We start from the raw sequence: 22,813 nt of genomic DNA, 5'->3' as shown, positions 1-22,813 counted from the left end.
CTGTCCGTCAACGGCCCGGGGTGACCATGAGGGACATCGGCGCCGTGCGGAGGGCGATCGAGCCGTACGGGGTACGCAGCCGGAGCCACGGCCCGGAGGCGAAGAGCGCGACCGGCGCGTCCTCCTGCCCCGGCGGCAGGAAGCCCAGCGACTGCGCGGCGTGCACGGCCCGCAGGGGCAGTCCGGTGGTGCCGAGGGTCCGGGACCAGATGTCGCGGCCGATGCGGTCGCGCTCGTCCCTGGTCCGCCGCTCCTCCGGCAGCTCCTCGTCACGCGCCCGGAACTCGGCGACGGCCGCGGCGACCGCTCCCCGCATCTCGGGGACGCCGGGCAGTCCGGCGACCGGCTCCCAGCCGGCCCTGGGCGGCAGCACGCCCGCCCAGGGCGGACCGGTGACGGAGTCCGGGACGACCGCCTTGCCGGCCGACTCCTCGATGCCTTCGAGGAGCTCGCCGGCGGAGACGGTGACGTCCAGGTCGACGGCGTCGACGAGCCGGGCCGTACGGATCGCGAGCACCTCGAAGGACGCCGGCCGCCCGAAGACGGCAAGCGCCCCGCCGCCCGCCTGGAGGCGGACGGCCGCGGCCCGGTCGTAATGGACCAGCCGGCCCAGGAAGGCGGCGAGAGCGGCCGCCTCCCGGGCGTCGGCGAAGTGCAGCGGAGCGAGGACGGTCATGCGGCGGAGTTCATCCCGTCGTCCACGTACTCCTCCAGGAAGCTCCGCTCCTCGGCCGTGATCCGCCGCGGGCGCTGAGCCTCCAGGTCGAAGGGCACGACGACCGTGGACGCCCGGACGTACACGACGTCCGCGTCCTTGACCTCGTACGCGATCGTCAGCGACGCCGCGCCTATCTTCGTGACCCACGACTCGATGGTCACCGGCTCGTGCCGGTGGACCAGAGGCCGCTTGTAGTCGATCTCGTGCCGGGCCACGACGGACCCGCCCGAGAACGAGGGGGAACCGTCCCCCGGCGCCAGCCGGAACATGAAGTCGATTCGCGCCTCTTCCAGGTACCGCAGGAAGACGACGTTGTTGACGTGCCCGAAGGCATCCATGTCCGACCAACGCAGGGGACAGCTGTAGATGTGCCTGGTCACTGACCTCAGCCTCGGGTCAGCTTCTTGTACGTGGCGCGGTGCGGACGGGCCGCCTCGGCGCCGAGGCGCTCGATCTTGTTCTTCTCGTACGACTCGAAGTTGCCCTCGAACCAGTACCACTTCGACTCACCCTCGTACGCGAGGATGTGCGTGGCCACCCGGTCCAGGAACCACCGGTCGTGGGAGATCACGACCGCGGCGCCGGGGAACTCCAGAAGGGCGTTCTCCAGCGACGACAGGGTCTCGACGTCGAGGTCGTTGGTGGGCTCGTCGAGGAGCAGCAGGTTGCCGCCCTCCTTGAGCGTGAGCGCCAGGTTGAGGCGGTTGCGCTCACCGCCGGACAGCACACCCGCGGGCTTCTGCTGGTCCGGGCCCTTGAAGCCGAAGGCGCTGACGTACGCGCGGGACGGCATCTCGACGTGGCCGACGTTGATGTAGTCCAGCTCGTCGGAGACGACGGCCCACAGCGTCTTCTTGGGGTCGATGTTGGCGCGGCTCTGGTCGACGTACGAGATCTTGACGGTCTCGCCGACCTTGATGGAGCCGGAGTCCGGGGTCTCCAGACCCTGGATCATCTTGAAGAGCGTGGTCTTGCCGGCGCCGTTCGGGCCGATGACACCGACGATGCCGTTACGCGGCAGGGTGAAGCTCAGGTCGTCGATGAGGACCTTGTCGCCGAAGGCCTTGGAGAGGTTCTCGACCTCGACGACGATGGAGCCCAGACGCGGGCCCGGCGGGATCTGGATCTCCTCGAAGTCCAGCTTCCGCATCTTGTCGGCCTCGGCCGCCATCTCCTCGTAGCGGGCGAGACGGGCCTTGGACTTGGTCTGACGCCCCTTGGCGTTGGACCGCACCCACTCCAGCTCTTCCTTGAGGCGCTTGGCGCGCTTCTCGTCCTTCTTGCCCTCGACCTTGAGGCGCGTGGCCTTCTTGTCCAGGTAGGTCGAGTAGTTGCCCTCGTAGGGGATCGCGCGACCGCGGTCGAGCTCCAGGATCCACTCGGCGACGTTGTTCAGGAAGTACCGGTCGTGGGTGACGGCCACGACGGCGCCCGCGTACTTCGAGAGGTGCTGCTCCAGCCAGTTCACCGACTCGGCGTCGAGGTGGTTGGTGGGCTCGTCGAGGAGGAGCAGGTCCGGGGCCTCGATGAGCAGCTTGCAGAGCGCGACACGGCGCTTCTCGCCACCGGAGAGGTTGGTGACCGGCCAGTCACTGGGCGGGCAGCCCAGGGCGTCCATGGCCTGCTCCAGCTGGGCGTCGAGGTCCCAGGCGTTGGAGTGGTCCAGGTCTTCCTGGAGCTTGCCCATCTCCTCCATCAGCGCGTCGCTGTAGTCGGTGGCCATGAGCTCGGCCACCTCGTTGAAGCGCTTGAGCTTGCTCATCTGCTCGGCGGCGCCGTCCTGCACGTTCTCCAGGACGGTCTTCGACTCGTCGAGCTTCGGCTCCTGCATGAGGATGCCGACGCTGTAGCCGGGCGAGAGGAACGCGTCACCGTTGGACGGCTGCTCGATCCCGGCCATGATCTTCAGAACGGTGGACTTACCGGCACCGTTCGGGCCCACCACACCGATCTTGGCGCCGGGCAGGAAGTTCAGGAAGACGTCGTCGAGAATCACCTTGTCGCCGTGCGCTTTACGCGCCTTGCGCATGGTGTAGATGAACTCAGCCAAGAGAAACCGTCCGGCAAAGAGTGAGTGGGCAGATACACCCCATCTTGCCTGACCGCCACCCTCAGGCGGAAACCGGTATGACCGGCGCGAGGGTCGAGAGGGCACCGGGACGGGGGCGGGGCGGGGCCGGGTCGGGGCGTACGGGAGCGGCTCGGGCGAGGCCCCGGAAGGGTGCCTGGAGGGGCTGGGGGGACCCCCGACGTGCGACGGCCCCCGCACGGCCCCGGACGCGGATGCGAGCCAGGGCCGTACAGGGGCCGTACAGGGGCCGTGCGGAGCTTCACGGAGCGAAGCGCGTGTGACGCGGATCACTCCGTGAGGTCAGGCTCCGGAGGTCACCGTCAGTGACCGGCAGCCTTCTTCTTGCGAAGGATGAACACCGCGGCTCCACCGATCACGACGAGCGCGGCGGCGATGCCGGCGATCATCGGGGTCGCGTTGGAGCTACCGGTCTCGGCGAGGTCGCCGCCACCGGTGGTGCCGGTCGTACCGGTGGTCTCACCGGCCGGGGCCGAGGTCGACGGAGTGGCCGACGGGGTCTCCGTCGAGGGCTGGGTGGAGGGGGTCTCCGAGGGCTCGGCCGACGGCTCCGTGGTGGGGGTGGTCTCCGAGGGCTGCGGGCCGGGGGTGGCCGTCTTGCAGTCCAGGACGCCCTCGAAGGTCTCCTCGAAGCCGTTCGGGCCGGTGATCGTGAACTTGTACGCCTCGTCCTCGGCGAGCGGGACCGTCACGGTCTTCGTCTCACCGGCGGCGATCGTGTACGAGGTGCCCTTCAGGTCGAAGGTCCAGGCCTCGTCGCCCTCGTTGGAGGCGATGATCTCCAGGCCGCCCTTGGCGCAGTCCTTCGCGACCGTGACGGCCGGGACGGCACCCTTCTTCGCCCAGGTCGCGGAGGCCTTGGCGTTGACGGTGGAGTCGCTGGAGCCGGCCAGGATCAGGGTCTGCGAGGGGCCGTCGATGGAGACGAAGGCGCGACCCAGCGGAACCTTGGTGGTGGCTTCGGCGGTCAGCTCGGCGGTGCCGTCGGCGGTGCCGGCGGGGACGTCGAAGAAGACCTGGTCGCCGTTCTTGGCCTCGGAGACGGGCTTGCCGTCCTTGTCGACGACCTGGACGCCGGCCGGGGCGCCGGGGGCGGCCGCGACCTTGGCGATCTCGGAGTTCGTGGAGACCGTGATCGGGCCGAGGCGCTCACCGGCCTTGCCCGCGACGGAGGAGGGAGACAGGCTCAGGGAAGCCTTGGGCTCCTCGAGCTGCTTGGCCTCCTTCAGCAGGTACTCGGTCAGCTTCTTGGCGTCCTCGTCCTTCGGCGTCGCGGTGACGTCGTCGGAGAGGGTCCAGATCGCGGCCTGGGTGCCGGCCGCGGCCTCCTTCTTGGAGAGGTCGACGCCGACCTTGCCGCCGAGGGTCTCGGCGGAGAACTTCGGGTAGGCGTTCTCCAGGATCCAGAGGATCTTGCCCGCGTTCTCGTTGTTGTGCAGGGAGGACTCGCCCCAGCCGACTTCCTTGTAGTCGAAGTCGTGCTTCGCCGGGGTGCGGAGGTCGATGCAGTAGGTGAAGAGAGTGCCTCCGCCACCGACCTCCATCTTGAAGAGACCACCCTGGACCGGCCACTTGTCGCCGTTCTTCTCGGTGATCTCGACGCCGGCGACGTCCTCGGTCAGGCCGCCGAGCTTCGCCGTGACGCCGCCCGTACCCGGGGCGGGCTCATCGGCGAACGCCGGACCGGCGGTCGCTATCGCACCGGCCGCGACAAGGCCGGAGACCAGGGTCGCGGCGGCCAGGCGGGCAGCGCCACGCCCACGAACTGAAAACATTGGATTCCCCTCCGGGCGAGCCGCTCCGCGAACATGGTCGATTCGCGTGGGGGGAGCGCGCGCCAGCAGACTCACAGACTCGATGGGCTCACGTGCCACATGAGTACCTGGGAATCCTATGGATGCGGAACCCCCCGGTGCCCGGCCATACGTTCAGATAACCATTCCGTCTCAGAATCGTTATCCCCCCGGCGAGTTGGTCGACAAATCCCCACAACACATGGTCAGGGAACGGTCACCAACCGCTTCGTGGCCTCGGTCCAAGGGTCCTGCTCGGGTGACTGCACGAGGGTCGGCTCCGGCCCCGGCCGGGGACCTTGCCCCTGCCCCGGCTCCGACTCCGCCTTCGCCGCGCGCCTGAAGGCGGCCGTGCCCCGGGTCAGATCGTGCCCCACGGCCAGGGCGTCCACGTCCACGAAGGTCTTGCGCTGCCCGTCGCGCTCGTCCTCCCGCACCCTCAACCGGCCGTGCACCACGAGCGGTTCCCCGACGGAGACCGACGCCGCGAGGTTGGCCCCAAGCGACCGCCAGGCCGACACCGTGTAGAAGCTGGTGTTCCCGTCGGACCAGAGCCCCCGCTCCCGGTCCCAGCGCCGCGCGGTCACCGCGAAACGGAACCGCGCCACCCCGCCCCCGGCCGTCTCCCGGTACTCCACCGCCGTCGCCACGTTGCCGACGAGCGTCACGGTCGTGTCGTTCATGGTTCCGCCCCCACCTGTGCGTTTCTCTCGGTCGGCACCATGGTGGGGGCGGAAGGGAAGCCCCTGCCGGCACCTGTGGACAACCCGGCGACTGGGGGCAACTCCCTCACCCGGAAGGGGAATAACCGCACATTCCAGCGGTCGAGCCGAGCGGTGGCTACGACCCGGTCCGCTACCGCCCCCGAACGCCTGCCCTGGTCGCCCCCAGCCGCGACGTCGCACCGGACCGGATCCCGCCGACCACCCGCGCCGAGGGCCGGGTGCCGACCACCGTCGCGTACTGCTCGCGGACCTCCCGGTAGCGCATCAGCTCCGCCGCCACCGGGTCGAGCACCCGGGCCCGGCCGCACGCCGCGGCCGCCTCCCGCAGCCGGCGCTCGGCCTCCTCCCCGTACCGCCGGGCAGGGCCCTTCACGGCGCCCTCGCAGGCCCATTCGACGAGCGGGCCGCCGACGATGCCGCCGAGCATGACGACGACCGGCGGAAGGAGCCCCGGCTCCACGACGCCCACGACCTGGCCCACCAGCCACAGCGCGCCGAAGATCTGCAGGAGCGTCATCACGGCCTGCGCGAGGACGGCGGCGGGCCACCAGGCGGGCCGGGGCGGCCGGGCGGCCGGGTCGCCCATGCTCGCCGTCAGCTCGTCGAGGGCCTCCGGCAGCCCCTCGGCCCCGCGCGCCGCCGCTTCCCGTACGGCCTGCGCCCAGGGGGTGGGGAGCCCGCGCGAGGCCTCGTCGGCGACGATCCGTACCGCCTGCTCGACGCGCTGCCGCGCCGTCAGTTCGTCCTCGGCGGGCGAGTCGAGGCGCGGATCGGTGGAGCCGTGCGCGCGCAGCCGCTCGTACCAGCGGTAGAGCCGCAGCCAGGGCGTACCGCAGGCGCGGATGGCTCCCCGGCGCCAGACCCGCTCGGCGGCCTCTCCGGCGGCCTGGGCGCCGACGGCGACCGCGAGCCGGTCCGCGAAGTCCCCCCGGGCGCGCTCGTCGAGGCCGGCGCGGCCGTCGGCGACGTACGCGGGGCGGAGCCGGCCGGCGGCTGCGTCGATGTCGGCGGCGAGCCGGCGTTCGGGAGCGGTGCGATCCTGGACGAAACGGCCGATGAGTTCGCGCAGTTCGGGGATTCCTTCGCCGCTCAGCGCGGAGACGGCGAGGACGGTGGCGCCGGGTTCGCCGTGTTCGCCGAGCGCCACTCCGTCCTCGTCGAGGAGGCGGCGGAGGTCGTCGAGGACGAGGTCGGCGGCCTCGGTGCCGAGCCGGTCGATCTGGTTGAGGACGACGAAGGTGACCTCGGCGTGCCCGGCGAGGGGGCGGAGGTAGCGCTCGTGGAGGGCGGCGTCGGCGTACTTCTCCGGGTCGACGACCCAGATGACGGCGTCGACGAGGCCGAGGACCCGGTCGACCTGGTCGCGGTGGGCGGTGACCGCCGAGTCGTGGTCGGGGAGGTCGACGAGGACGAGGCCCTGGAGTTCGGCGTCGGCCGCGCCGCCGGCGAGGGGGCGGCGGCGCAGCCGGCTGGGGACGGCGAGCCGGTCGAGGAGTCCGGCGGCGCCCTCGGACCAGCTGAGCGCGATGGGCGCGGAGGTGGTGGGGCGGCGCAGGCCGGTCTCGGAGACGGGGACGCCGGCGAGGGCGTTGAAGAGCGTGGACTTGCCGCTTCCGGTGGCGCCGGCGAGGGCGATCACGGTGTGCCGGGAGGAGAGCCGCTGGCGGGCGGCGGCCTCGTCGAGGACGCGCCCGGCCTCGGCGAGGGCCTCGCTCTCGACGCGGGTGCGGGAGAGCCCGACGAGCTCGTGGAGGGCGTCGAGGCGGGTGCGGAGGGGGCCGCCGTAGCTGCCGCCGAGGAGCGGCAGCGCATCCTCCTCCGGAACATCCCGCTCCGGATCCTCCACCAGGGCGGCCCTCTCACTCGCCCGCCGGGCGATCAGCCCGTCGTCCCAACTCTCACGACCACGACCACGGCCTCGCTCGTCATCCACCACGTCACTTCTCCTTCTGCAGTACGGAGAGCGCGGCGATGAGCTCCGCCTGCGGCTCGGGGGTCACGTCGAGCCCGTCGAGAGGGGCGAGGCGCCGGTCGCGCTCGGCGTGCAGGACGCGGTCGACGTACGAGAGGACCAGCTCGCCGCCCTTGTCGCGCAGCCGCAGGGCGGCTTGGGCGCCGAGGAGTTCGGCGAGGCGGTCGCCGGCGGCCCGGGTGCGCCGGCCGCCGAGGAGGGAGGCGGCGAGGAGGGCGGCGACGGTCTCGGCGTCGGGGACGGAGGTGCGGGCGGCCCGGGAGGAGCGGGAAGAACGGGAGCCGGAGGGCCGCTCGACGTTCCGCACTTCTTCCTCGGCGAGTTCTTCGAGTACGCGGCGCCAGCGGCGTACCTCCACGCCGGTCCGCTCCCCCGCCTCCCGGTCGCCGCCGGCCCGCGGCGGGCCCAGGGCGTCGGCGGAGGGATCGCGCTGCCAGGCGTCGTGTACGCGCTCCTCGGCGGCGGCCACCGCGCAGTGCAGGAGGGCGGCGAGGGACTCGGCGAGGGCATCGAGGAGTTCGTCGGCGGTGCTGTCGCGGGGGTAGCCGCGCCAGCGGGTGCGGGCGTCCCCGGCGAGGACGGCGCCGCGTCCCAACTGCTGCCGCACGCGCTTGCCCTGCTCGCGGTAGGCGGCCTCGACGGCGCCGCCGAGCCGGACGGCGGAGGCGTACTGGGCGGCGACCGCGCCGGCCAGCTCGGGCAGCCGGCTGTCGAGGGAGTCGATGACCCCGGTGGCGGTCCGGCCGAGGGCCTGCTGGCGGGCGGCGGGGTCCTCGGCCCGGTGGGCGAGCCAGGCGCGCAGCGGGGCGACGGCGCTGTCGGGCAGGAGTCCGCTGCCGCCGTCGGTGGACTCGGGCAGCTCGGGAATGGTGAAGCGGGGCACGTCGCCGAGGCCCGCCTTGTCGAGGAGCGCCTCGTACTGGCGGGAGACCTCGCCGATGACCTGGTGCGGGACGCGGTCGAGGACGGTGACGAGGGTGGCGTCGTACTCCTTCGCGGTACGGAGCAGGTGCCAGGGGACGGCGTCGGCGTACCGCGAGGCGGTGGTGACCATCACCCAGATGTCGGCGGCGCAGATCAACTCGGCGGCGAGGAGGCGGTTCTCGACGACGAGGGAGTCGATGTCGGGCGCGTCGAGCAGGGCGAGCCCCCGGGGCAGGGAGGCGGCGGTCTCGACCCGCAGGGCGTTCTCCTCGGGCGGCTCCTCGGTGGAGTGCTCCTCGTCGGCCTGGGGCAGCCAGACGCGGGTGAGCTGCGGGAGGACGCGCATCCCGGCGAACCAGTGGTGGTCCTCGGGGTGGCAGACGAGCACGGGTGTCCGGGTGGTGGGCCTGAGCACCCCCGACTCACTGACGCGCCGCCCCACAAGGGAGTTGACGAGCGTGGACTTCCCGGCCCCGGTGGAGCCGCCGACGACGGCGAGGAGGGGGGCGTCGGGATCCTTCAGGCGGGGCACCAGATAGTCGTCGAGCTGAGCGAGGAGCTCGGCCCGGGTCTGCCGGGCGCGTGATGCGCCGGGGAGGGGGAGTGGGAGACGCACGGCGGCGACACGGTCGCGCAGGGCGGAGAGTGCGTCGATCAGCTGAGGCCGTTCGTCCAAGGTCACCACATGCGAAGAATGCCCAATTTATGAGTGTTTTTGAAGCGTATAGGCGCCCTGCGCGCCGAGAGAAGGGAAGGGCGACCGGGACCACAGGCATAACGAGTGCACAACACCCGCCCCGAGCGGCGTGAAAACCGCTGCGCAAATCGCACCTGCCTGCGATTATCGTTCCGCTTCACCGAACCTCCACATCGTGCCACGCAGGTGAAGCACCCGGGCCAAGGCGATCGGAGCCCTATCCTTGTCCCGGCAGGCCACACCCCACCCACCAGGGCCTCCAGGCCACACGGCCACCACCCGGCCCCCGTAGCTCAGTGGATAGAGCAGGTGCCTTCTAAGCACTTGGCCGCAGGTTCGAGTCCTGCCGGGGGCGCACGACGGAAGACCCTCCTTCGGGAGGGTCTTTTTGCTGGTCAGAGCAGGTCCAAGGGAAGCGGCGCGAGGCCGGACACGCCTCCTGGTGGGCAGGTGACGTGTCCGGCTGGCTCCGGCTCATCCCGCGTTTCTGCGGGTGGCCACGGTGAATACGCGGTGGAGTTTTCAGACCCCCGCCGCGGCAGGGTCGGGCAGCTCCCCCGCGCCCTCGATCCGCTGCTTCAGGTCGTCGAGCTGTCCATCGATGCACCGGGCGTAGGTGGCAAGGAGGACGGGGACGCTGTTGCCCGCCCACTCGGCCACGGTCGCGGCCGGGACGCCGGCGTTGAGCCAGTTCGTCAGGCAGGTGTGCCGAAGGTCGTAGACGCGACGGCCGAGCGGGGTCCCGAATTCGTAGGGGGTTAGCACTTCCTTTCGGGCCCGCCGCCACGCTCGCCGGATTACGGACCCGGCGAGGTCCCCACCTCTCTCCCCCTGCATCAGGAGGTCGCCGGGCTTCAGTCCCTCCGTCTCGATGTGGGCCCGAAGGATTCGGGTGAGAGCGGGACGGCAGGGCACCGTCCGGGTGTCGTCGACGGCCCGTCCCTTGAGCCCGCGCTGCTCGCGCACCTCCCCCGTGTTCGTCCAGTGCTTGCCGACCTCGGGGTGGGCGGTGTGGAGCAGCAGTTCGCCCCACTGGTCGTCGGCGTCTGCGTCGGGCAGGCGCACGTCTCCGACGTCGATGGCAACGACTTCCTCGGGCCGCGCGCCGGCGTAGTACATCGCGGCGAAGAAGGTATGCAGCCGCCGGCCACCCCTCGGCCGGGCGTAGACCCAGCCGAGCAGCTTCGCGGCCTGCTCCTTGTTGAGCAGCGACCTCTTATCGACGGCCGAGGAGGTCTTGGCCGCGGTGGCGCCGGCGCCCTTCCCCTTCGGGAGCGGATTCTCCTTGAGCACCTTCTTCTTGATCGCGTACTCAAAGAGGACGTTCAGGACCCGCTTGGTCCGCCGTGCCGAACTGGCGGCCACGGGAGTCCCGTCCAGCTTCGTCCCGGCCGCCCGGAGCGCCGTCTCCACGGTGCTCTCGTCCTCCCAGGCCGCCATGGTGAGCGAGTTCCGCTGCAACCACCGCAGGATCACAGCGACCTCCGGCGGGGCCTGGTCCCGTCGGAGGGTGTTGAAGGCGTACTCACGGAGGGCCCGGCGCACGTCAACGCCCTTGAATGCCGTGGGCTGGGACCGGAGCAGGGCGACCGTGATGGGCGTGAGCGCCTTCGCCACGTTCCGCCGGTTGTTCGCCGACGTCCGCGCCCAGAGCTGATCCACGAACTGGATCGCGAAGTCATACCACGTCACGGCGGCCGCCTGGGAGATGTGCGAAACCGGCAGGCCGGTGGAGAGGCTGAACGCCTCTCCCTTCCGCGCCGCGGACACCAACCCGGCACGGAAGGACTCGGCGAGTGCTGCCGTGACGAACGTCTTGCGCTGTTCCCGGCCGTTCAACTCCCAGCGGACGGTGTAGGTGGTCTTCCTCTTGCCCTCGTTGATGCCGGTCTTCCAGAACTTCACGTTGTACGTCGTGTCCATCAAGCGGCGTCCTCGTGCTCGCTCAGCCAGATCTCAAGCTCGACCCGGCGCACGCGGATGGCTCCGTTCGGGAGCTTGATGCAACGGGGGGCGCGCCGCTTCAGGCGCCAGTCGTAGAAGGTGGAGCTGCTAATGCCGAGCTCCTCACAGAGCTCGGGGACGGTGAGCATCTCGCGGGCCTTGGCCATGCCAGCCATCGAGTCCCTCCTCGGGACGAAAAAGTTGGAGTGACATTGCGCAGAGTCGCGACTCATCGCGACTCAAGCGGCTCAGGAAGTCGGGTTGAGGGTGATTCCGGCGTATGTGGCCACCTGGCGGCCGTAGACGTCGCGGGGCCGGGTGCGGTGGAGCTGGGGGACGACGGAGAGCAGGTTGCGGCCGAAGAGCTGCTTGGTCCCGATGGCCTTCACACCGTTGTCCTCGGCCCACTCCCGCCAGGCGGTCCACAGGACGTCCACGGGGACTTCGCGGGCGGGGCCAGTGGCGCAGCGCTCGCGCACGAACGCGGACGTGGGTGAGGCGGTGTCCTGCATCATCGTGACTGCGTCCTGCGAGGACGCGGGCTCGGTGATCCGGCCGATGCGCTCCAAGCGGGCGAGGCCGTCGAGGGCCCAGTTGATGATGCCGGGCATCTCCGCGGCAAGCTTGTCCGTCAGCTCGGTGTCCTCCTTGCCGAGCCAGGAGACAGTCATGTTGAGGACGATGAACCGGCGGGCGATGACACCGGAGGAGTCGCCGAAGTTCGGCAGCTCGTTGGTGAGGACCATGAGCCGGGTCGGCAGCTTCCCGGTCCAGGGCTCGCGGTACTTCCGATCGATGTCGATGGTGTCCTCGCCGGAGATCGTGAGCAGCCGCTCGACGACCTGGCCGCCGTCACCGGACAGGCGGGCGTCGGAGATGACGGCGAGCGGCTTGCCGACGAGGGTGGAAAGCCCGAAGTTCGTGCCGAGGCCGGCGAGCGTGGGTCCGGCAAGGTTCTCCTTGCCGACCAGCTCCTTCAGGATCCGGGCGATCGTGCCCTTCCCGGAGCGGGAGGGACCCTTCATAAGCAGGATCTTCTGCTGGTCGGTCCGCCCGGAGAGTACGTAGCCGAACCACTCCTGAAGGGCCGCGATGGACTCGGGGTCTTCCGGCCAGATCCCCGCCAGGAACGCCTCCCAGGCGGGTGCGGTCGCGGCGGGATCGTAGTCGTACGGGACGGAGACCAAGTTGAAGAAGCCGGGCCCGTGGGGCAGCAGCTTCCGGTCCCGGATCCGCAGCAGCCCGTTGCTACAGGCGACGATGGGGCTCGTGTCGTTGCGGTCGTGCTCGCCGTCGATCCACGACGGCGCGTCCACGTCCGTGGGCAGGAAGGTGATGGCGCTCAGCGCGTCGAGCAGGTTGCTGATCTTCGTCTTCGTCGGCGCCCACTCCCGCACCTCCGGCTCCCCGTTCTTGTCGACGCCGGCAAAGAAGGTGACGTGCTCCAGACGCCGGTAGAGCCCGGCGCGCATCTGCTGCTCGTCGTACTCCCGCCAGCAGGTCCCGGTCCACCGCATCCACGACCCGCGCCAACGCCTCAGACGCTGGTGTCCGTCCTCCGTGTGCCAGTCGGGAACGATCCGGCGGGCGACGGCAAGCGGGTTGGACGGCGAGGGAAGCTCCTCGGACTCGGTCACGCGGCTTCCTTCCCCTCGGTCAGCAGCGGGCAGACGGAGCGGTGGCGGGTGTGGTCGTCGATGAGCGCGGCGGCCTTGCGCTGTCCGAAGGCCACGAGGTCCCGCCCACAGGAGCACCACGAGCGCACCGAGGGCGTCGCGTCCCGTCCCGGCGCGGAGATCCGCAGCAGGGCGACAATCCGGGGATCCTCGGTCGGGTGCGGACCAGAGCTAGAGGGGACGCCTTCGGCGACGGCCTTCGAGGCGCCCACGGCCCGAAGGGGTTGAGGCCGGTCGGCGGGTGTCACGTCGTCGCTCCCAGGACGGCGCCCATGCCGTTGGTGACGGCGCGGCGGGCGTACGGTTCGGGGACGTTGACGGCGACGGCCTCGGCGATGATCTGCTCGCCCATGGCCTCGAGGCCGCAGGGGCCGGGGCACTGGGTGTGCTGGCCGGCGAGGAACCGGGCGACTCCGTACGCGGCCGTTCCGGCGCCCTTGTTGGGGTGGTCTTTGATGCGGGCGAGACCACGATTCAGGCCGGTAAGGACGTAGCGCTCGGTATGGCGACAGCCGGTGGCCACGCTCCGGTCCCAGCGGCCTGAGGCCAGGGAGAAAGAGTCCACCCCCGCGCGGCCCCGAGTGGACTCTTCCCTGTCCACGAGCATGAGGACGACCGGCGGCAGAACGGCGATCGCCCCGACACCGGGGCCGAGCCAACGCGCGTAGGACATCGTGGATTTGATGTCGACCCCGTCGCGAACGTGGTTAACCGAGCGCATGGTGCCGGAGTAGATCCAGTGCTCTCCGCGGTTCGTGGTCACGGTACGGGTCGGCGGCAGGGTGGCGCGGGCCCAGTCGACTGCGTCACCGTCGTCGAGGTCGACCACGGTGACCCCGGCACCTCCCGGGTGGTACCCGACCACCCCCGCGTGGCGCCAGGCGGTAGCCCACGCGGGCGCGGCGAGGACGTGCGGGTCGGTGGTGGCGGCGGCCCAGGCGTGGCACGGGCGCGGGCAGAGGCAGGGCCCGGGGGACTTCATGTTGGGCCGTCCGCCGCACACGTTGTGGGCGCAGTCTGGGCAGTTGCCGAGCGGTCCTTTCCCTACTCGCAGGGGCAGGACCGGTAGCCCGCCGGCCGCCAGGTGCAGGGCGAGGCCGAGTCGGCCGGTCCGGTCTTCTCTCTGGATAGGGATGGCGTGAGTCATGCTGGATGTCTCCAGTTCTCTCTGACAGGGGATGGAGGGCTGGGCGGGCCGAGTCTTTGGCGAGAGGCGGCCCGCCCTAGCCATTGCTAGGTGTTGGTGCAGCGAGGGGCGTTGTCCCCGTATAGGTCGCGGTGATTCAGGTCGTCTCCCTTCGCATTGCTATGGACGGAGTGGGCCCCGGATTCGTTACACCTCGCGCGTCCGCGCGCGTAGGACGGTCTCACCGGTTCCACGGATGCCCCTTTCCGCAGGTCAGGGGCATGTGCCTGGGTCTCGCGGCGAGACCCTTAACTCCTAGTACGTTTTTCCGGCGAATCTGTTACACCTGCGATCCGCAGTGGGGCAGATGGGCAAGGGGCTGGTGAAGCTGGGCTCGCGCGCCCGCGTGCGTAGGGGGGTCCAGAAAGTCCAGAAACTTTGGCGCCGGAGCGCTGCGCGGCCCCGCGTCTCCTCGGAGGTTGCAGGTGCTCGGTGCGGCTAGCGGTGGGTGGTCCAGCGGGACGGGGCCGCCGTGGCCGGGCTACGGCGACCCCGCCCCGTCGGTCACCGCCAGTGCCAGCTCTGGCCGGCGGTGGCCGCGCGGGCGGCGGCGTCGGCGAAGAGGCGGGCGTCGGATCCCCAGTCGCTCGGCATGAGCCGGTGGTCGGCCGCCTTGTACAGGACGGCGGCGATCTGCCGGGCCTCGGCCGGGGGGACGTACTCCTCGTCGCGGAACGTGCCGTCGAACAGGTCGGCGACGACGTCCCAGTCGCGGGAGGTCAGGACGTGGGCAAGGTGCTTGCCGAGGTTGGCCACGGAGGTGGCGGAGCGGCGTTCCTCGCCCCACTGGTTGGAGCCGTGGCTGACGTTGATGCCCATGTCGGTCCCTTTCAGCTGGCGAGTTCGAGGGCGAGGCGGATGTGGCTCTCAGCCCGGGCAAGGTGGAGGTCCCGGTCGGTGCCACGGCTGGCGAGGGCGTCGGTGAGGCGGTAGGCGGCGGTATCGAGGTCGGCGGCCGCGTCCTGGAGGTCCTCCAGGACGGAGTCGCGCAGGGAGTCGGCGGCGTCCTGGACGAGGGCGATGAGGTCGCGCTCGGTGGTGACGGCCGCGGGGTTGCGGGAGGCGCCAATGAGGTCGGCGATCCGGGCGGCGTACTCGGTGGTGAGCTGGGTGAAGGTGGTCATTGGGTCACTCCCGTCAGTGCGGTCCAGAGCCGGTCGTCGCGGCCCCCTGCATGTCGATGACGTGGATCTCGGCGCCGTGCTGCTTCAGCTCGCGCAGCGCCTGCCGGCCGATGCCGCGCCACATACGGGTGGTCTCGTCTCGGCGCAGGTGGAACCCGCCGATCGTGGTGAAGGGGCGGCCGTCGTCCTCGGTGACGACGGTGGCCTGCCTCGGCCAGCCGCGGAGCACGGTGAATCCCTGCTCCTGGAGGCCAAGCAGGCGGCCGAGGAGCGGGCTGCGGTCGTGGATGACGCCGTCGACGCATGCGCGCTGCCTGCCGAACCGGTCGGCGGCGCCGGGCTGGGAGTTGGTGGTGACGAACCCGGCCCGGTTCAGGGCGATGAGGGTCGGGATGAGGTGGCGGGCGCCGCCTTCCTCTTCCTGGCCGAAGGGGCCGTCGTAGCCGGGCCAGGAGGGGATGCGGCCTTCCAGCCACAGCGCCATGGTCTGGCCGAGGTCGGCGATGGTGCGGGTGTCGCGCCAGGAGCTGGTCATGGTCAGTCCTCCGTGACGAACAGAACCGGGTAGTGGTCCAGGTCCTTGAGGCCCTGGACCAGAAGCGGGATGACGGCGGTGGCGTGGGGACCGCGCAGCTCGATGTCCATGCGGGTCCAGCCGATCTGGGCGAGCCGGTCGAGCTCCTGCACCTGCTGGGTGGCGAACGCGCGGATCTCGCGGTCGGGGGCCAGGGCGGGAAGGTTGGCGGTGTCGATGACGATGGCGCCGGGGGCGGATAAGCCGATGCGGACCTCGGCGGCGTTCACGCGGCGTTCCGGCGGGCGTTGTTGGCGGCGGTGCGGATCAGGTGGAGGACCTCGCCCTCCGTGCGGCCGGCCGCGTCGTTCCAGCCGGGGAAGGGCTGGGTGATGCCCCTGCCCGCGAGGACGTCCTGGAGGCGGGCGCCGGCCGCGCGGGCGGTGGTCTCGTCGCCGTAGCCGAGGCGGTAGAGCACGGCCTGGGCACCGAGGATGCAGCGGCGCCCGGACGTGGACCGGAGCGAGCGCTGAGCCCAGCCGTAGCGCTCGATGACCAGGGCGGTGAGCTCCAGGTGCTCGGCGACGGCGATCTGGCGTCCGGCGCCGTGGCGGTGGCGCAGGAGCGGGAAGTTCAGCACCCAGTCCGGGAGGATCCGCAGCGCGCGGGACGGGGCGGTGAGGACGGGTGCGGCCGCGGCCGGGGTGGTGGGGGTGCCGAGGGCTTCGGCGACGAGCTCGGCGGTGGTCTTGGTGACGAGCGGGTGCGCGGTCGTGCGGGTACGGGCGGCGAGGTACCGCTCGATCTCGGCGACCAGGGCGGCCGCGTCGTCGGCCAGCCCGGTGTCGGGCGGGCTTGCGGGCAGGGTGACGGTCGTGGTCATCTCGGGTGTTCCTCCTGTGTGCTTCGCGGTGCGCGGGTGGGGTAGGGGCGCTCCCGGTGCTGTCCAGGCGGGTGGGAGCGCCCCGTTCATGTGCTCGGGGTCAGCGGTTGAGGATGGGGCGGTTGCTCTCCAGGTAGAGGAGCGCCCGGGTGAGCTCGGCGTCGGTGAGACCGGTGTCGAGGAGGATTCGCTTCGTCTTCTTCGCGTCTCCGCCGGCGAGCCGTACGGCTCCGACGGCGATCTGGGCGAGTTCCTGGTCGGTGCGCTGGGTCATGGGTTCTCCTGCGTGCTTCGTCGTGCGCGGATGGGTGGGGTGCTCCCGGTGCTGTCCAGGCGGGTGGGAGCGCCCCGTTCGTGTACTGGGGGTCAGTGGTCGCTGTGCAGGACCTCGGTCCCGCCGCAGTCGCCGCACCGCTCGTCGCACTCCTCCAGGTGGCGGCCGATCAGGACGTCGGAGAGGACGGCGGCTGCCTTCGCGCCCTTGGCTCCGGCGACGCGGACGCCGGTGTTGTGGAGGGCGAACCCGATGCGGTCACCGATGCTCGGCTTGCTCATGGCGTGGCCTTCCTGGGCCGGGTCTGTCCCGACTCCCCGCCCGCCCCCGGGCCGTGGTGGACCCGGGGGCGGACAGGCAGTCGTCGGGCTCAGCGGCGTCCGACGGCCTTGTAGAGCCTGGCCATGTCGGCGGCGGCTTCCTCGGCGTGCTTCTCGGCGACCCTTCGCGCAGCCTGGTGCGCGACGTCGCTGAAGGCGTTGTGCGAGTCCCGGACACCGAGGTTCGGAACGTTCGGCCTCGTGGTGTAGATGTCGCGCTCCCTGGCCAGCAGGCTGGGGACGCTGTCGAAGCCGCCGTGCGAGGGGGACTGCGCCAGGGGGTGTCCGGTGAACGGGGCCTTCTTGTCGGTCACGATCCACTCGCTGTAGGTCCTCGCGGGGCCCCAGTTCCCCGCGTGCTCGTTGATGACGAACAGGTGATCGCCAGGACGAATGTCGCGGAGGAGGTCCTTCCTGCCGCCGCGGGTCGCGCGGTAGTGGTCCTTGAGCGCCATGGGGTGGTCCTTCCGGATCGGTGTGGTGCCGGGTGGAGTGGGGCGCCCCGGGTGCTGTCCAGGCGGGCGGGGCGCCCCGGTTCGTGCAGAGGTCAGTACCTGTTTCTGAGCCCCGGGTGATTGATCAGCGCTGCTTGCCGTCGGTGCTGACCCGGGAGCCCTCGACCTTGCCGCCGGGAACCTCGGCCAGGGCGACCTTCTCGGCGGCGGCGCGGACCTCCGAGGCGGACATGCCGACCGGGCCGGACGTGTCGTGGTAGATGGTGACCAGGTCGCCGGCCTCGGTCCGGACGTGGACCTCGGCGTTGTAGTACTGGGTGCTCATGGGCTGTTCCCTCCTGGTGGGCCCGGCCTGGCCGGTCGGCACGGCCGGAAGGTGTCGGGGGCGATTCCGTTCACCGAACGGGGTGTCGGGTTTGTGGCGGTCTGCGGGGTGGTCGAGAGGGTGGTCACCCCCCGGTCGGTGCCTGTTTTGGCCCGGTTTGCCACCTGGTCGCAAGGGTGGCCAGGGTGGTCTGTCGACCGGTTCGGACTCTCTTCGACCGGGGGGCATTCCGGGGTGATTCGGGCATCGACCGGGAGTCGACCACCCTCGCGACCGGGTGGTTTGTGCCTATTTGCCGGTGTGGGCGTCGGCGATCTGCTCGCGGAGGTAGCCGTTGGGGTTGGCCATGCCGTCTATGCGGCCGAGCTTGCGGGTGGTGCCGGCCCCGGCGTCGCGCAGCCGGGCCTGGAGCTGGGCGCCGGTCAGCTCGCCGTACTGGTCGGGGCGGTGGGCGGCGAGGAGTTCGACCAGACGCTCGGTGCGGGCCCGGTCGACGCCGGCGGTGTCGAGGACGGCGAGGCAGTCGGTGAGCAGGCTGGTGACGGCGGCCTTCGCCGCGTCCTTCGCCCCGTACTCCAGCGCGTCGCCGGTGAGGGTGCCGGCCTCGATGCGGAGCTGGCGGCCGCGCAGGCAGACCTCCTTGAACTGCGGGAGGTCGATGACGTCGGCCTTGACGGTGAGGTGCCCTTCCTCGCCGCCCTGGTCCAGGACGACGACGCCCTTGGAGTCCTCGGTCAGCAGGTGCGGGGCCGCGCCATTGGCGACGGCGTCGTCGCCGAGGACCATCTTGGCGCTGCGGTCGCCCTTGACCCGGTACGAGGCCCGCTTCGCGCAGACCTCGCGGAGCTTGGTCGGCACGGAGTCGGCGTCCGGGCGCTGGGTGATGAACACGCCCATGCCGCCGACGAAGCGGGTCACGCGCACGAAGCGGGCGAACCCTTCGACCATGAGGTCCCGGCCGGAGCGGGTCTTGGTCCGACCTCCCTCGGTGGCGTCGTCCTCAATGGCGACCTGGACGAGCGCGGCGCCGTCCAGGAGCTCCTGGAGCTCGTCGACGACCAGGAGCACCGGGCCCATGCCGTTCGCGGCGAGCTCGGGGGTGATCTTCCCTTCGGGGGCGGCCTCGGGGTCGGTCTCGTAGAGGCGGTCGAGCTCGGTGCCCCGGTCCTGCATCTCGCCGATGGTGCCGTTCACGACGTCGAGGACCTCCCGGATGATTTCCGGGGTGGCGCCCGCGATCCAGCGGTGGGCGAGGTGCTTGGCCGGGGACCAGTCGGGGCCGGTCTTGCCGGTGATGACGATGACGCGGACGGTCGGGTCGAGCGCGGCCGCCGCGGCGACGAGTCGGGCGAAGTAGCTCTTGCCGTAGCCCATGAGGCCGCCGATCAGCAGCGAGGACCACAGCAGGTGCATGGTGTGCCGGTCCCCGCGGGCGTCCGGACCGAGCGGGATGCCCTGCTCCCAGAAGTTCCAGACCTGCGCCTCGATCAGCGCGGACGGGACCTTCCCCGTGCCGTAGGGGTTGTCGGCGTTGGCGACCCACAGGACGAACCGGCCGTCGTGCCCGTCGCTGGAGGTATCGGCGGAGATCTGGATGCGGGACTTCTTGATCCGCAGTGCGGAAGCCAGCTCCTCCACCTTGGCCACGGCGGCCGAGGCCTTGATGCCCCTCGGAAGTTCGACGGTCGCGGTCCAGCCGGGGCCGGCGGGCTCGATGACCCCGGCGAGGTGGGTCTCGTCGCGCTGGGCCTCGGAGATGATCCCGGCCTTGACGAGCGCGGTGACGAGATCGGCCTCGCCCTGGACCCGGCCCGCGTCGCGCTTCACGAGCGAGACCCGGGACATGTCCGCGAGCGTCTGCGGCAGAAACGTCGGCGGTACCGCCTCACCAGACGCCTGCCCCGGAACGGCCACCGGGCCGCCCGCGGGGAGCTGGTCGGTGGAGAACGGGCGGGCGAGGTAGAACCAGCCGACCGGCAGCGCGGCGAGACCGGCCAGGCCGAGGGCGGGCTCGACCGCGAGACCATTGGCGAAGAGCAGGCCGCCCGCGGCGAGGCCGCCGAGGCGGGTGGCCTTCTTCGCCCACCGGGCCCGGATCAGGTCCTTGCCCGAGACCTTCATCAGGTCGGCGTCGGCCTCCTGCCGGAGCATGAGCTGCGACTCGGCCACCATCAGCCGGTCCTGCAGGCCCGGCGCCTCGTACTCGGTCGCCGTACGGAGCTGGGTCCGCAGGGCCTTGACTCGGGCGGCGAGCTCGCGGTCGCCCTCGGCGCTGACCCGCCGGCGCTTGCGCTCGATCTCGATGGCGAGCTCGGCGTCGGCGACGTCCTTCGTGGTGGCCCACTCCGCGCTGCGGCGCACGACGTTGGCCTTCTGCCGGTCGAAGCCGACTTTGGCCTTCTCCTTCGCCCGCTCGATCCGGCCAGGCTCCTCGACGATCTCCGCGTCGATGATGTCCTCGTCCTCACGGTCGGGGCGCATCTCCAGTGCCATCAGGGGTTCCTCCCTCCAGGGTGGGCGGGGCGCGGGGCCCCGCCCTGCGATGTGGTGGTCAGTTCCAGCGGGTGGACTTCGCCTCCCACGCGTCCTGCTTGGTCTCGAAGTCGGCGTGGATCGGGGCGCCGCTCTTGCACGGGTCGCCCTTCTGGCAGGCCGGGCAGGAGCCGAGGTGCTTGGTCGACTCCTCGAAGGCCCGCATGTAGGCGATGAACTCGGGGTCGGTGATCTCCCGGCCCATCACAGGGACCCGAGGACCTGGCCGACGGCGGCGAGCGCGGAGCCGCCGATCGTCAGGACCATCGGGCCGACGAAGGTGGAGCCGAGGGTGATTCCGAAAGCTCCGCAGACCCCGGCCCAGGCCTTGGACACCTTGCCGTTCTTGATGCCGAAGAACAGGACGATCCCCAGGACGAGCATCAGGACGATGCCGACCGCGACCGCGCCGGTCCCGGCGGCGGCCTGGGGCTGGAGCTGCGGGGTGGCGCCGGGCTGGAGCTGCGGCGCGGCCCCCGACTGCGGGGCGCCGGCCGCGAGGTCGGCGACCGTGACCGTGTGGGCGGCGTTCGCCCGGTAGGAGGCGGTGTCCAGACCGGTCACGGTCATGGTGCGGCCGTCGGGCAGGGAGACCGGGGTGCCGGTGGCGCGGGTGACGGCCTGGTCGACGATCGCGGTCGCCTGCTCGGGCGTCTCGGCGGTCGCGGTGGTGGCGGTGGACAGGACGGCGACGGCGGCGGCGCCGGTCAGCGCGAGCGAGCGGATGATGCGGGGCATGGCTGTCTCCTCGAACGTCATGCAGGGGTGGGTGAAGGGCGCTCAGTCCTGAGCGGGGCGGAGCTGTTCCAGCGACATCTGCCGCCGGGCGATCGGCGCGTAGGTGGTGGTGCCGGGGCGGCGCACGGGAGGCGTCCCGCCGTTCTTCTTCCGGCCGTCCTCGCCAGGCTCCGAAGCAGCCTTGGAGGGTTTGTCACTATCTGGGCCCATTTGGGAATCGACCTGCGGGTTTTCGCCCTTCTCCAGGCCGTCCAGCGGGCCGTTCTGGGCGAGGCGTACGGAGCGGCGGGCGAGGCGCTTCGCGGAGATGATGGCGGCGGTCGAACCGACCTCCGCACCATGCAGCTCGTCCCACGCACGGCGGTAGGTCTTCTCGCTCGGGACCAGCTCCCCGAGCGCGGCCGCCAGATACAGCGCCCGCTCCCACACGTCCTCGTCGCTGCTGCGGCGCATCGCGTTGACCTTCGCGACGCGGGCCTTCTCCGCCCTCGCCGCCCGCTTCTCCGTGCGGCGCTGGGCGAGGGTCTTGCGGCCCTCGCGCTGGGCGATCCGGCCGTGCTCGTGCAGGTCCCAGATCGCCGGACCGATCACGGAGCACAACGCCCCGCCGATCCCCGTCGCGATCCCGTAAGTCTCCGAACCATGGGCGAAGTTGATGCCCGCGGCGACGAGCGCCTGGAGCAGCGCGCCAAGCCGGTAGTGCCAGGGCGGACGGCCGTCGTCGATCGCGGCCTCCGCACCCTTCAGCAGAGCCCAGGCCACGCCCTCCAGGACGAGCGGGGCGGCGACGAGGAACCAGGCGTTCGGGTCCCAGAACGCCAGGACCTGGAGCGGCAGGGAAACGACCACGCAGACGGCCGCGATCGCGAGTGCCGACTTCCGCCACGTCTCGGCGGACTTCTTCGCCTTCGCCTTTGCCGCGGCCTCGGTCCGGCGCTGCTCCTCGCGCTGGCGCCGCTCGTCCTCGGCGGCCTCCAGCTCGCGGGCGATCTCTTTCTGCGCCTTCGCCTCCGCCTTGTCGGCGGCGAGCTGCTGGCGGCGGCGCTCGGCCTCGTTGCGGATCCGCGCGGCCTCGGCCTCCGCCTGCGCCTTCTCCGCGCGGGCCAGACCCTCGGCGTACGTATCACCCTCGGGAGGGCGGAGTTCGGTGACCGTCACCGGGCACCTCCCTGGAGGTGCGCCGCGATCTCGGCCGGGGTCGCGTCCGGGTTGGCCTGCGCGAACGCGAGAGCCTTCGGCAGTGCGTTGAAGATGTCCTTCACGTCGTCGCAGGCGTTGAGGTACCGCTCGATCTGCTGCGGCGTCCAGGTGGACGGGTCGCCGTAGGCCTCGCTGAACTGACCGGGCAGGCGCTTCATGCCGCCACCCCCAGTGCGGACAACACCTGTCCGAGCGTCACCAGGACGGGGGTGTCCTCCTCGACCACCTCGTTTTCGGCGGCCGCGAAGGCCGGCACGTCGGAGTCGAGGATCTCGATCGGCTCCTCGATTTCACCCAGGCCCTCGTCGAGCTGGCGGCGGATCATGTACTTCACACCCGAGAGCGACTCCGCCTTGCTCTTCGACGGCATGAAGAGCGCCACCTCGAAGGCGTGCTGAACGATGTCCTCCGCCCGCTGCCAGTCGCCACCCAGCTCGGCGAAGACCTCGCGGGTCAGGCGGGCGGAGTGGACGGCGAAAACGGCGGCGAGCAACGGGTCGGACGAATCGGCGTACATCTCAGCGGTACCGTCAGACATGGGTCGTACTTCCTCTCTGTGGGACGGCCCGAACCGAGGCCTCGGGGCTGCAACCCCGGGGCCTCCCGCCGTCAGAACCAGGAATCTCCGGCTCCCCTCAACCCCGCCCGTACGGCGCCCCGCGATCGGGGCCCGGACAGGCGGAGGAGGCAACCGGCCGCAGCAACCGCTGCGCGGGTGACCTGA

27 protein-coding genes and 1 tRNA gene are annotated in these 22,813 nt (G+C 71.2%); 1 reads left to right on the top strand and 27 read right to left on the bottom strand.

The window, feature by feature from the left end:
• Positions 1–7 precede the first annotated feature (7 nt).
• From OG357_RS25765 to OG357_RS25735, 7 genes are all read right to left on the bottom strand, one after another.
• On the bottom strand, positions 8–676 hold the full coding sequence (locus OG357_RS25765; RefSeq protein ID WP_329623409.1) for a hypothetical protein: 669 nt from the start codon (positions 674–676) through the stop codon (positions 8–10).
• Positions 673–1,098, bottom strand: coding sequence for an acyl-CoA thioesterase (locus tag OG357_RS25760; protein WP_329623408.1), 426 nt, complete (start codon positions 1,096–1,098; stop codon positions 673–675). The genes OG357_RS25765 and OG357_RS25760 overlap by 4 nt, the downstream gene beginning before the upstream one ends.
• A gap of 5 nt (positions 1,099–1,103) precedes the next feature.
• The gene (gene ettA, locus OG357_RS25755; protein ID WP_125752589.1) at positions 1,104–2,768 is read right to left on the bottom strand and encodes an energy-dependent translational throttle protein EttA; all 1,665 of its coding nucleotides are present in this window, start codon (positions 2,766–2,768) and stop codon (positions 1,104–1,106) included.
• Between the two features lie 341 nt (positions 2,769–3,109).
• Entirely contained in the window at positions 3,110–4,582 is a 1,473-nt protein-coding gene (locus OG357_RS25750) for an LAETG motif-containing sortase-dependent surface protein (protein WP_329623407.1), read from the bottom strand.
• Between the two features lie 224 nt (positions 4,583–4,806).
• Positions 4,807–5,283: a single-stranded DNA-binding protein gene (locus OG357_RS25745; protein WP_329623406.1), complete on the bottom strand. Its 477-nt coding sequence runs from the start codon at positions 5,281–5,283 to the stop codon at positions 4,807–4,809.
• 172 nt (positions 5,284–5,455) lie between these two features.
• Complete coding sequence (locus OG357_RS25740; protein ID WP_443066729.1) at positions 5,456–7,261, bottom strand: GTPase; 1,806 nt, start codon at positions 7,259–7,261, stop codon at positions 5,456–5,458.
• A 1-nt stretch (position 7,262) separates the two neighbouring features.
• A complete protein-coding gene (locus OG357_RS25735; protein WP_329623404.1) occupies positions 7,263–8,897 on the bottom strand; it encodes a dynamin family protein in 1,635 nt (544 codons plus the stop codon).
• 303 nt (positions 8,898–9,200) lie between these two features.
• Between OG357_RS25735 and OG357_RS25730 the strand changes: the two genes are divergently transcribed.
• Positions 9,201–9,273: transfer RNA gene (locus OG357_RS25730), tRNA-Arg, on the top strand.
• A gap of 167 nt (positions 9,274–9,440) precedes the next feature.
• On the opposite strand, the gene OG357_RS25725 is transcribed toward OG357_RS25730, so the two are convergent.
• From OG357_RS25725 to OG357_RS25630, 20 genes are all read right to left on the bottom strand, one after another.
• Positions 9,441–10,841: a tyrosine-type recombinase/integrase gene (locus OG357_RS25725; RefSeq protein WP_329623403.1), complete on the bottom strand. Its 1,401-nt coding sequence runs from the start codon at positions 10,839–10,841 to the stop codon at positions 9,441–9,443.
• Positions 10,841–11,038: a helix-turn-helix transcriptional regulator gene (locus tag OG357_RS25720; RefSeq protein ID WP_329623402.1), complete on the bottom strand. Its 198-nt coding sequence runs from the start codon at positions 11,036–11,038 to the stop codon at positions 10,841–10,843. Before OG357_RS25720 ends, OG357_RS25725 begins: the two co-directional genes overlap by 1 nt.
• 72 nt (positions 11,039–11,110) lie before the next feature.
• A complete protein-coding gene (locus tag OG357_RS25715; protein ID WP_329623401.1) occupies positions 11,111–12,499 on the bottom strand; it encodes a DNA primase family protein in 1,389 nt (462 codons plus the stop codon).
• A complete protein-coding gene (locus OG357_RS25710; RefSeq protein ID WP_329623400.1) occupies positions 12,496–12,750 on the bottom strand; it encodes a hypothetical protein in 255 nt (84 codons plus the stop codon). Before OG357_RS25710 ends, OG357_RS25715 begins: the two co-directional genes overlap by 4 nt.
• 32 nt (positions 12,751–12,782) lie before the next feature.
• Entirely contained in the window at positions 12,783–13,685 is a 903-nt protein-coding gene (locus OG357_RS25705) for a bifunctional DNA primase/polymerase (RefSeq protein ID WP_329623399.1), read from the bottom strand.
• Between the two features lie 543 nt (positions 13,686–14,228).
• Entirely contained in the window at positions 14,229–14,543 is a 315-nt protein-coding gene (locus OG357_RS25700) for a DUF7739 domain-containing protein (RefSeq protein WP_329623398.1), read from the bottom strand.
• Positions 14,544–14,554: 11 nt separating this feature from the next.
• Positions 14,555–14,848, bottom strand: a complete 294-nt coding sequence (locus OG357_RS25695) for a hypothetical protein (protein WP_329623397.1) — start codon at positions 14,846–14,848, stop codon at positions 14,555–14,557.
• Positions 14,849–14,861: 13 nt separating this feature from the next.
• Positions 14,862–15,383 carry a DUF6919 domain-containing protein gene (locus OG357_RS25690; RefSeq protein WP_329623396.1) on the bottom strand — a complete coding sequence of 174 codons (522 nt, stop codon included), beginning with the start codon at positions 15,381–15,383 and terminating at the stop codon, positions 14,862–14,864.
• A 2-nt stretch (positions 15,384–15,385) separates the two neighbouring features.
• Complete coding sequence (locus tag OG357_RS25685; RefSeq protein ID WP_329623395.1) at positions 15,386–15,652, bottom strand: hypothetical protein; 267 nt, start codon at positions 15,650–15,652, stop codon at positions 15,386–15,388.
• The gene (locus OG357_RS25680) at positions 15,649–16,245 is read right to left on the bottom strand and encodes a DUF6197 family protein (protein WP_329623394.1); all 597 of its coding nucleotides are present in this window, start codon (positions 16,243–16,245) and stop codon (positions 15,649–15,651) included. The genes OG357_RS25685 and OG357_RS25680 overlap by 4 nt, the downstream gene beginning before the upstream one ends.
• A 100-nt stretch (positions 16,246–16,345) precedes the next feature.
• Positions 16,346–16,519, bottom strand: coding sequence for a hypothetical protein (locus OG357_RS25675; RefSeq protein ID WP_329623393.1), 174 nt, complete (start codon positions 16,517–16,519; stop codon positions 16,346–16,348).
• Between the two features lie 92 nt (positions 16,520–16,611).
• Positions 16,612–16,800, bottom strand: coding sequence for a hypothetical protein (locus tag OG357_RS25670; RefSeq protein ID WP_329623392.1), 189 nt, complete (start codon positions 16,798–16,800; stop codon positions 16,612–16,614).
• An 89-nt stretch (positions 16,801–16,889) separates the two neighbouring features.
• Entirely contained in the window at positions 16,890–17,294 is a 405-nt protein-coding gene (locus tag OG357_RS25665; protein ID WP_329623391.1) for a hypothetical protein, read from the bottom strand.
• Positions 17,295–17,418: 124 nt separating this feature from the next.
• Entirely contained in the window at positions 17,419–17,619 is a 201-nt protein-coding gene (locus tag OG357_RS25660) for a hypothetical protein (protein ID WP_329623390.1), read from the bottom strand.
• Between the two features lie 288 nt (positions 17,620–17,907).
• Positions 17,908–20,112 (bottom strand): hypothetical protein, encoded by a 2,205-nt coding sequence (locus tag OG357_RS25655; RefSeq protein ID WP_329623389.1) that lies wholly within the window; start codon positions 20,110–20,112, stop codon positions 17,908–17,910.
• A gap of 58 nt (positions 20,113–20,170) precedes the next feature.
• Positions 20,171–20,356: a hypothetical protein gene (locus OG357_RS25650; protein WP_329623388.1), complete on the bottom strand. Its 186-nt coding sequence runs from the start codon at positions 20,354–20,356 to the stop codon at positions 20,171–20,173.
• Positions 20,356–20,889: a hypothetical protein gene (locus OG357_RS25645; RefSeq protein WP_329623387.1), complete on the bottom strand. Its 534-nt coding sequence runs from the start codon at positions 20,887–20,889 to the stop codon at positions 20,356–20,358. Before OG357_RS25645 ends, OG357_RS25650 begins: the two co-directional genes overlap by 1 nt.
• A gap of 42 nt (positions 20,890–20,931) precedes the next feature.
• Entirely contained in the window at positions 20,932–22,047 is a 1,116-nt protein-coding gene (locus OG357_RS25640; RefSeq protein WP_329623386.1) for a hypothetical protein, read from the bottom strand.
• Positions 22,044–22,247, bottom strand: coding sequence for a hypothetical protein (locus tag OG357_RS25635; RefSeq protein WP_329623385.1), 204 nt, complete (start codon positions 22,245–22,247; stop codon positions 22,044–22,046). Before OG357_RS25635 ends, OG357_RS25640 begins: the two co-directional genes overlap by 4 nt.
• Positions 22,244–22,627, bottom strand: a complete 384-nt coding sequence (locus OG357_RS25630) for a hypothetical protein (RefSeq protein WP_329623384.1) — start codon at positions 22,625–22,627, stop codon at positions 22,244–22,246. Before OG357_RS25630 ends, OG357_RS25635 begins: the two co-directional genes overlap by 4 nt.
• Positions 22,628–22,813 lie beyond the last annotated feature (186 nt).

It is taken from the genome of Streptomyces sp. NBC_01255 (assembly GCF_036226445.1).
In the GTDB taxonomy this organism is placed as follows: Bacteria; Actinomycetota; Actinomycetes; order Streptomycetales; family Streptomycetaceae; genus Streptomyces.
The sequence above is the reverse complement of the archived record's forward strand: the minus strand, read 5'-3'. Positions and strand labels throughout refer to the sequence as shown.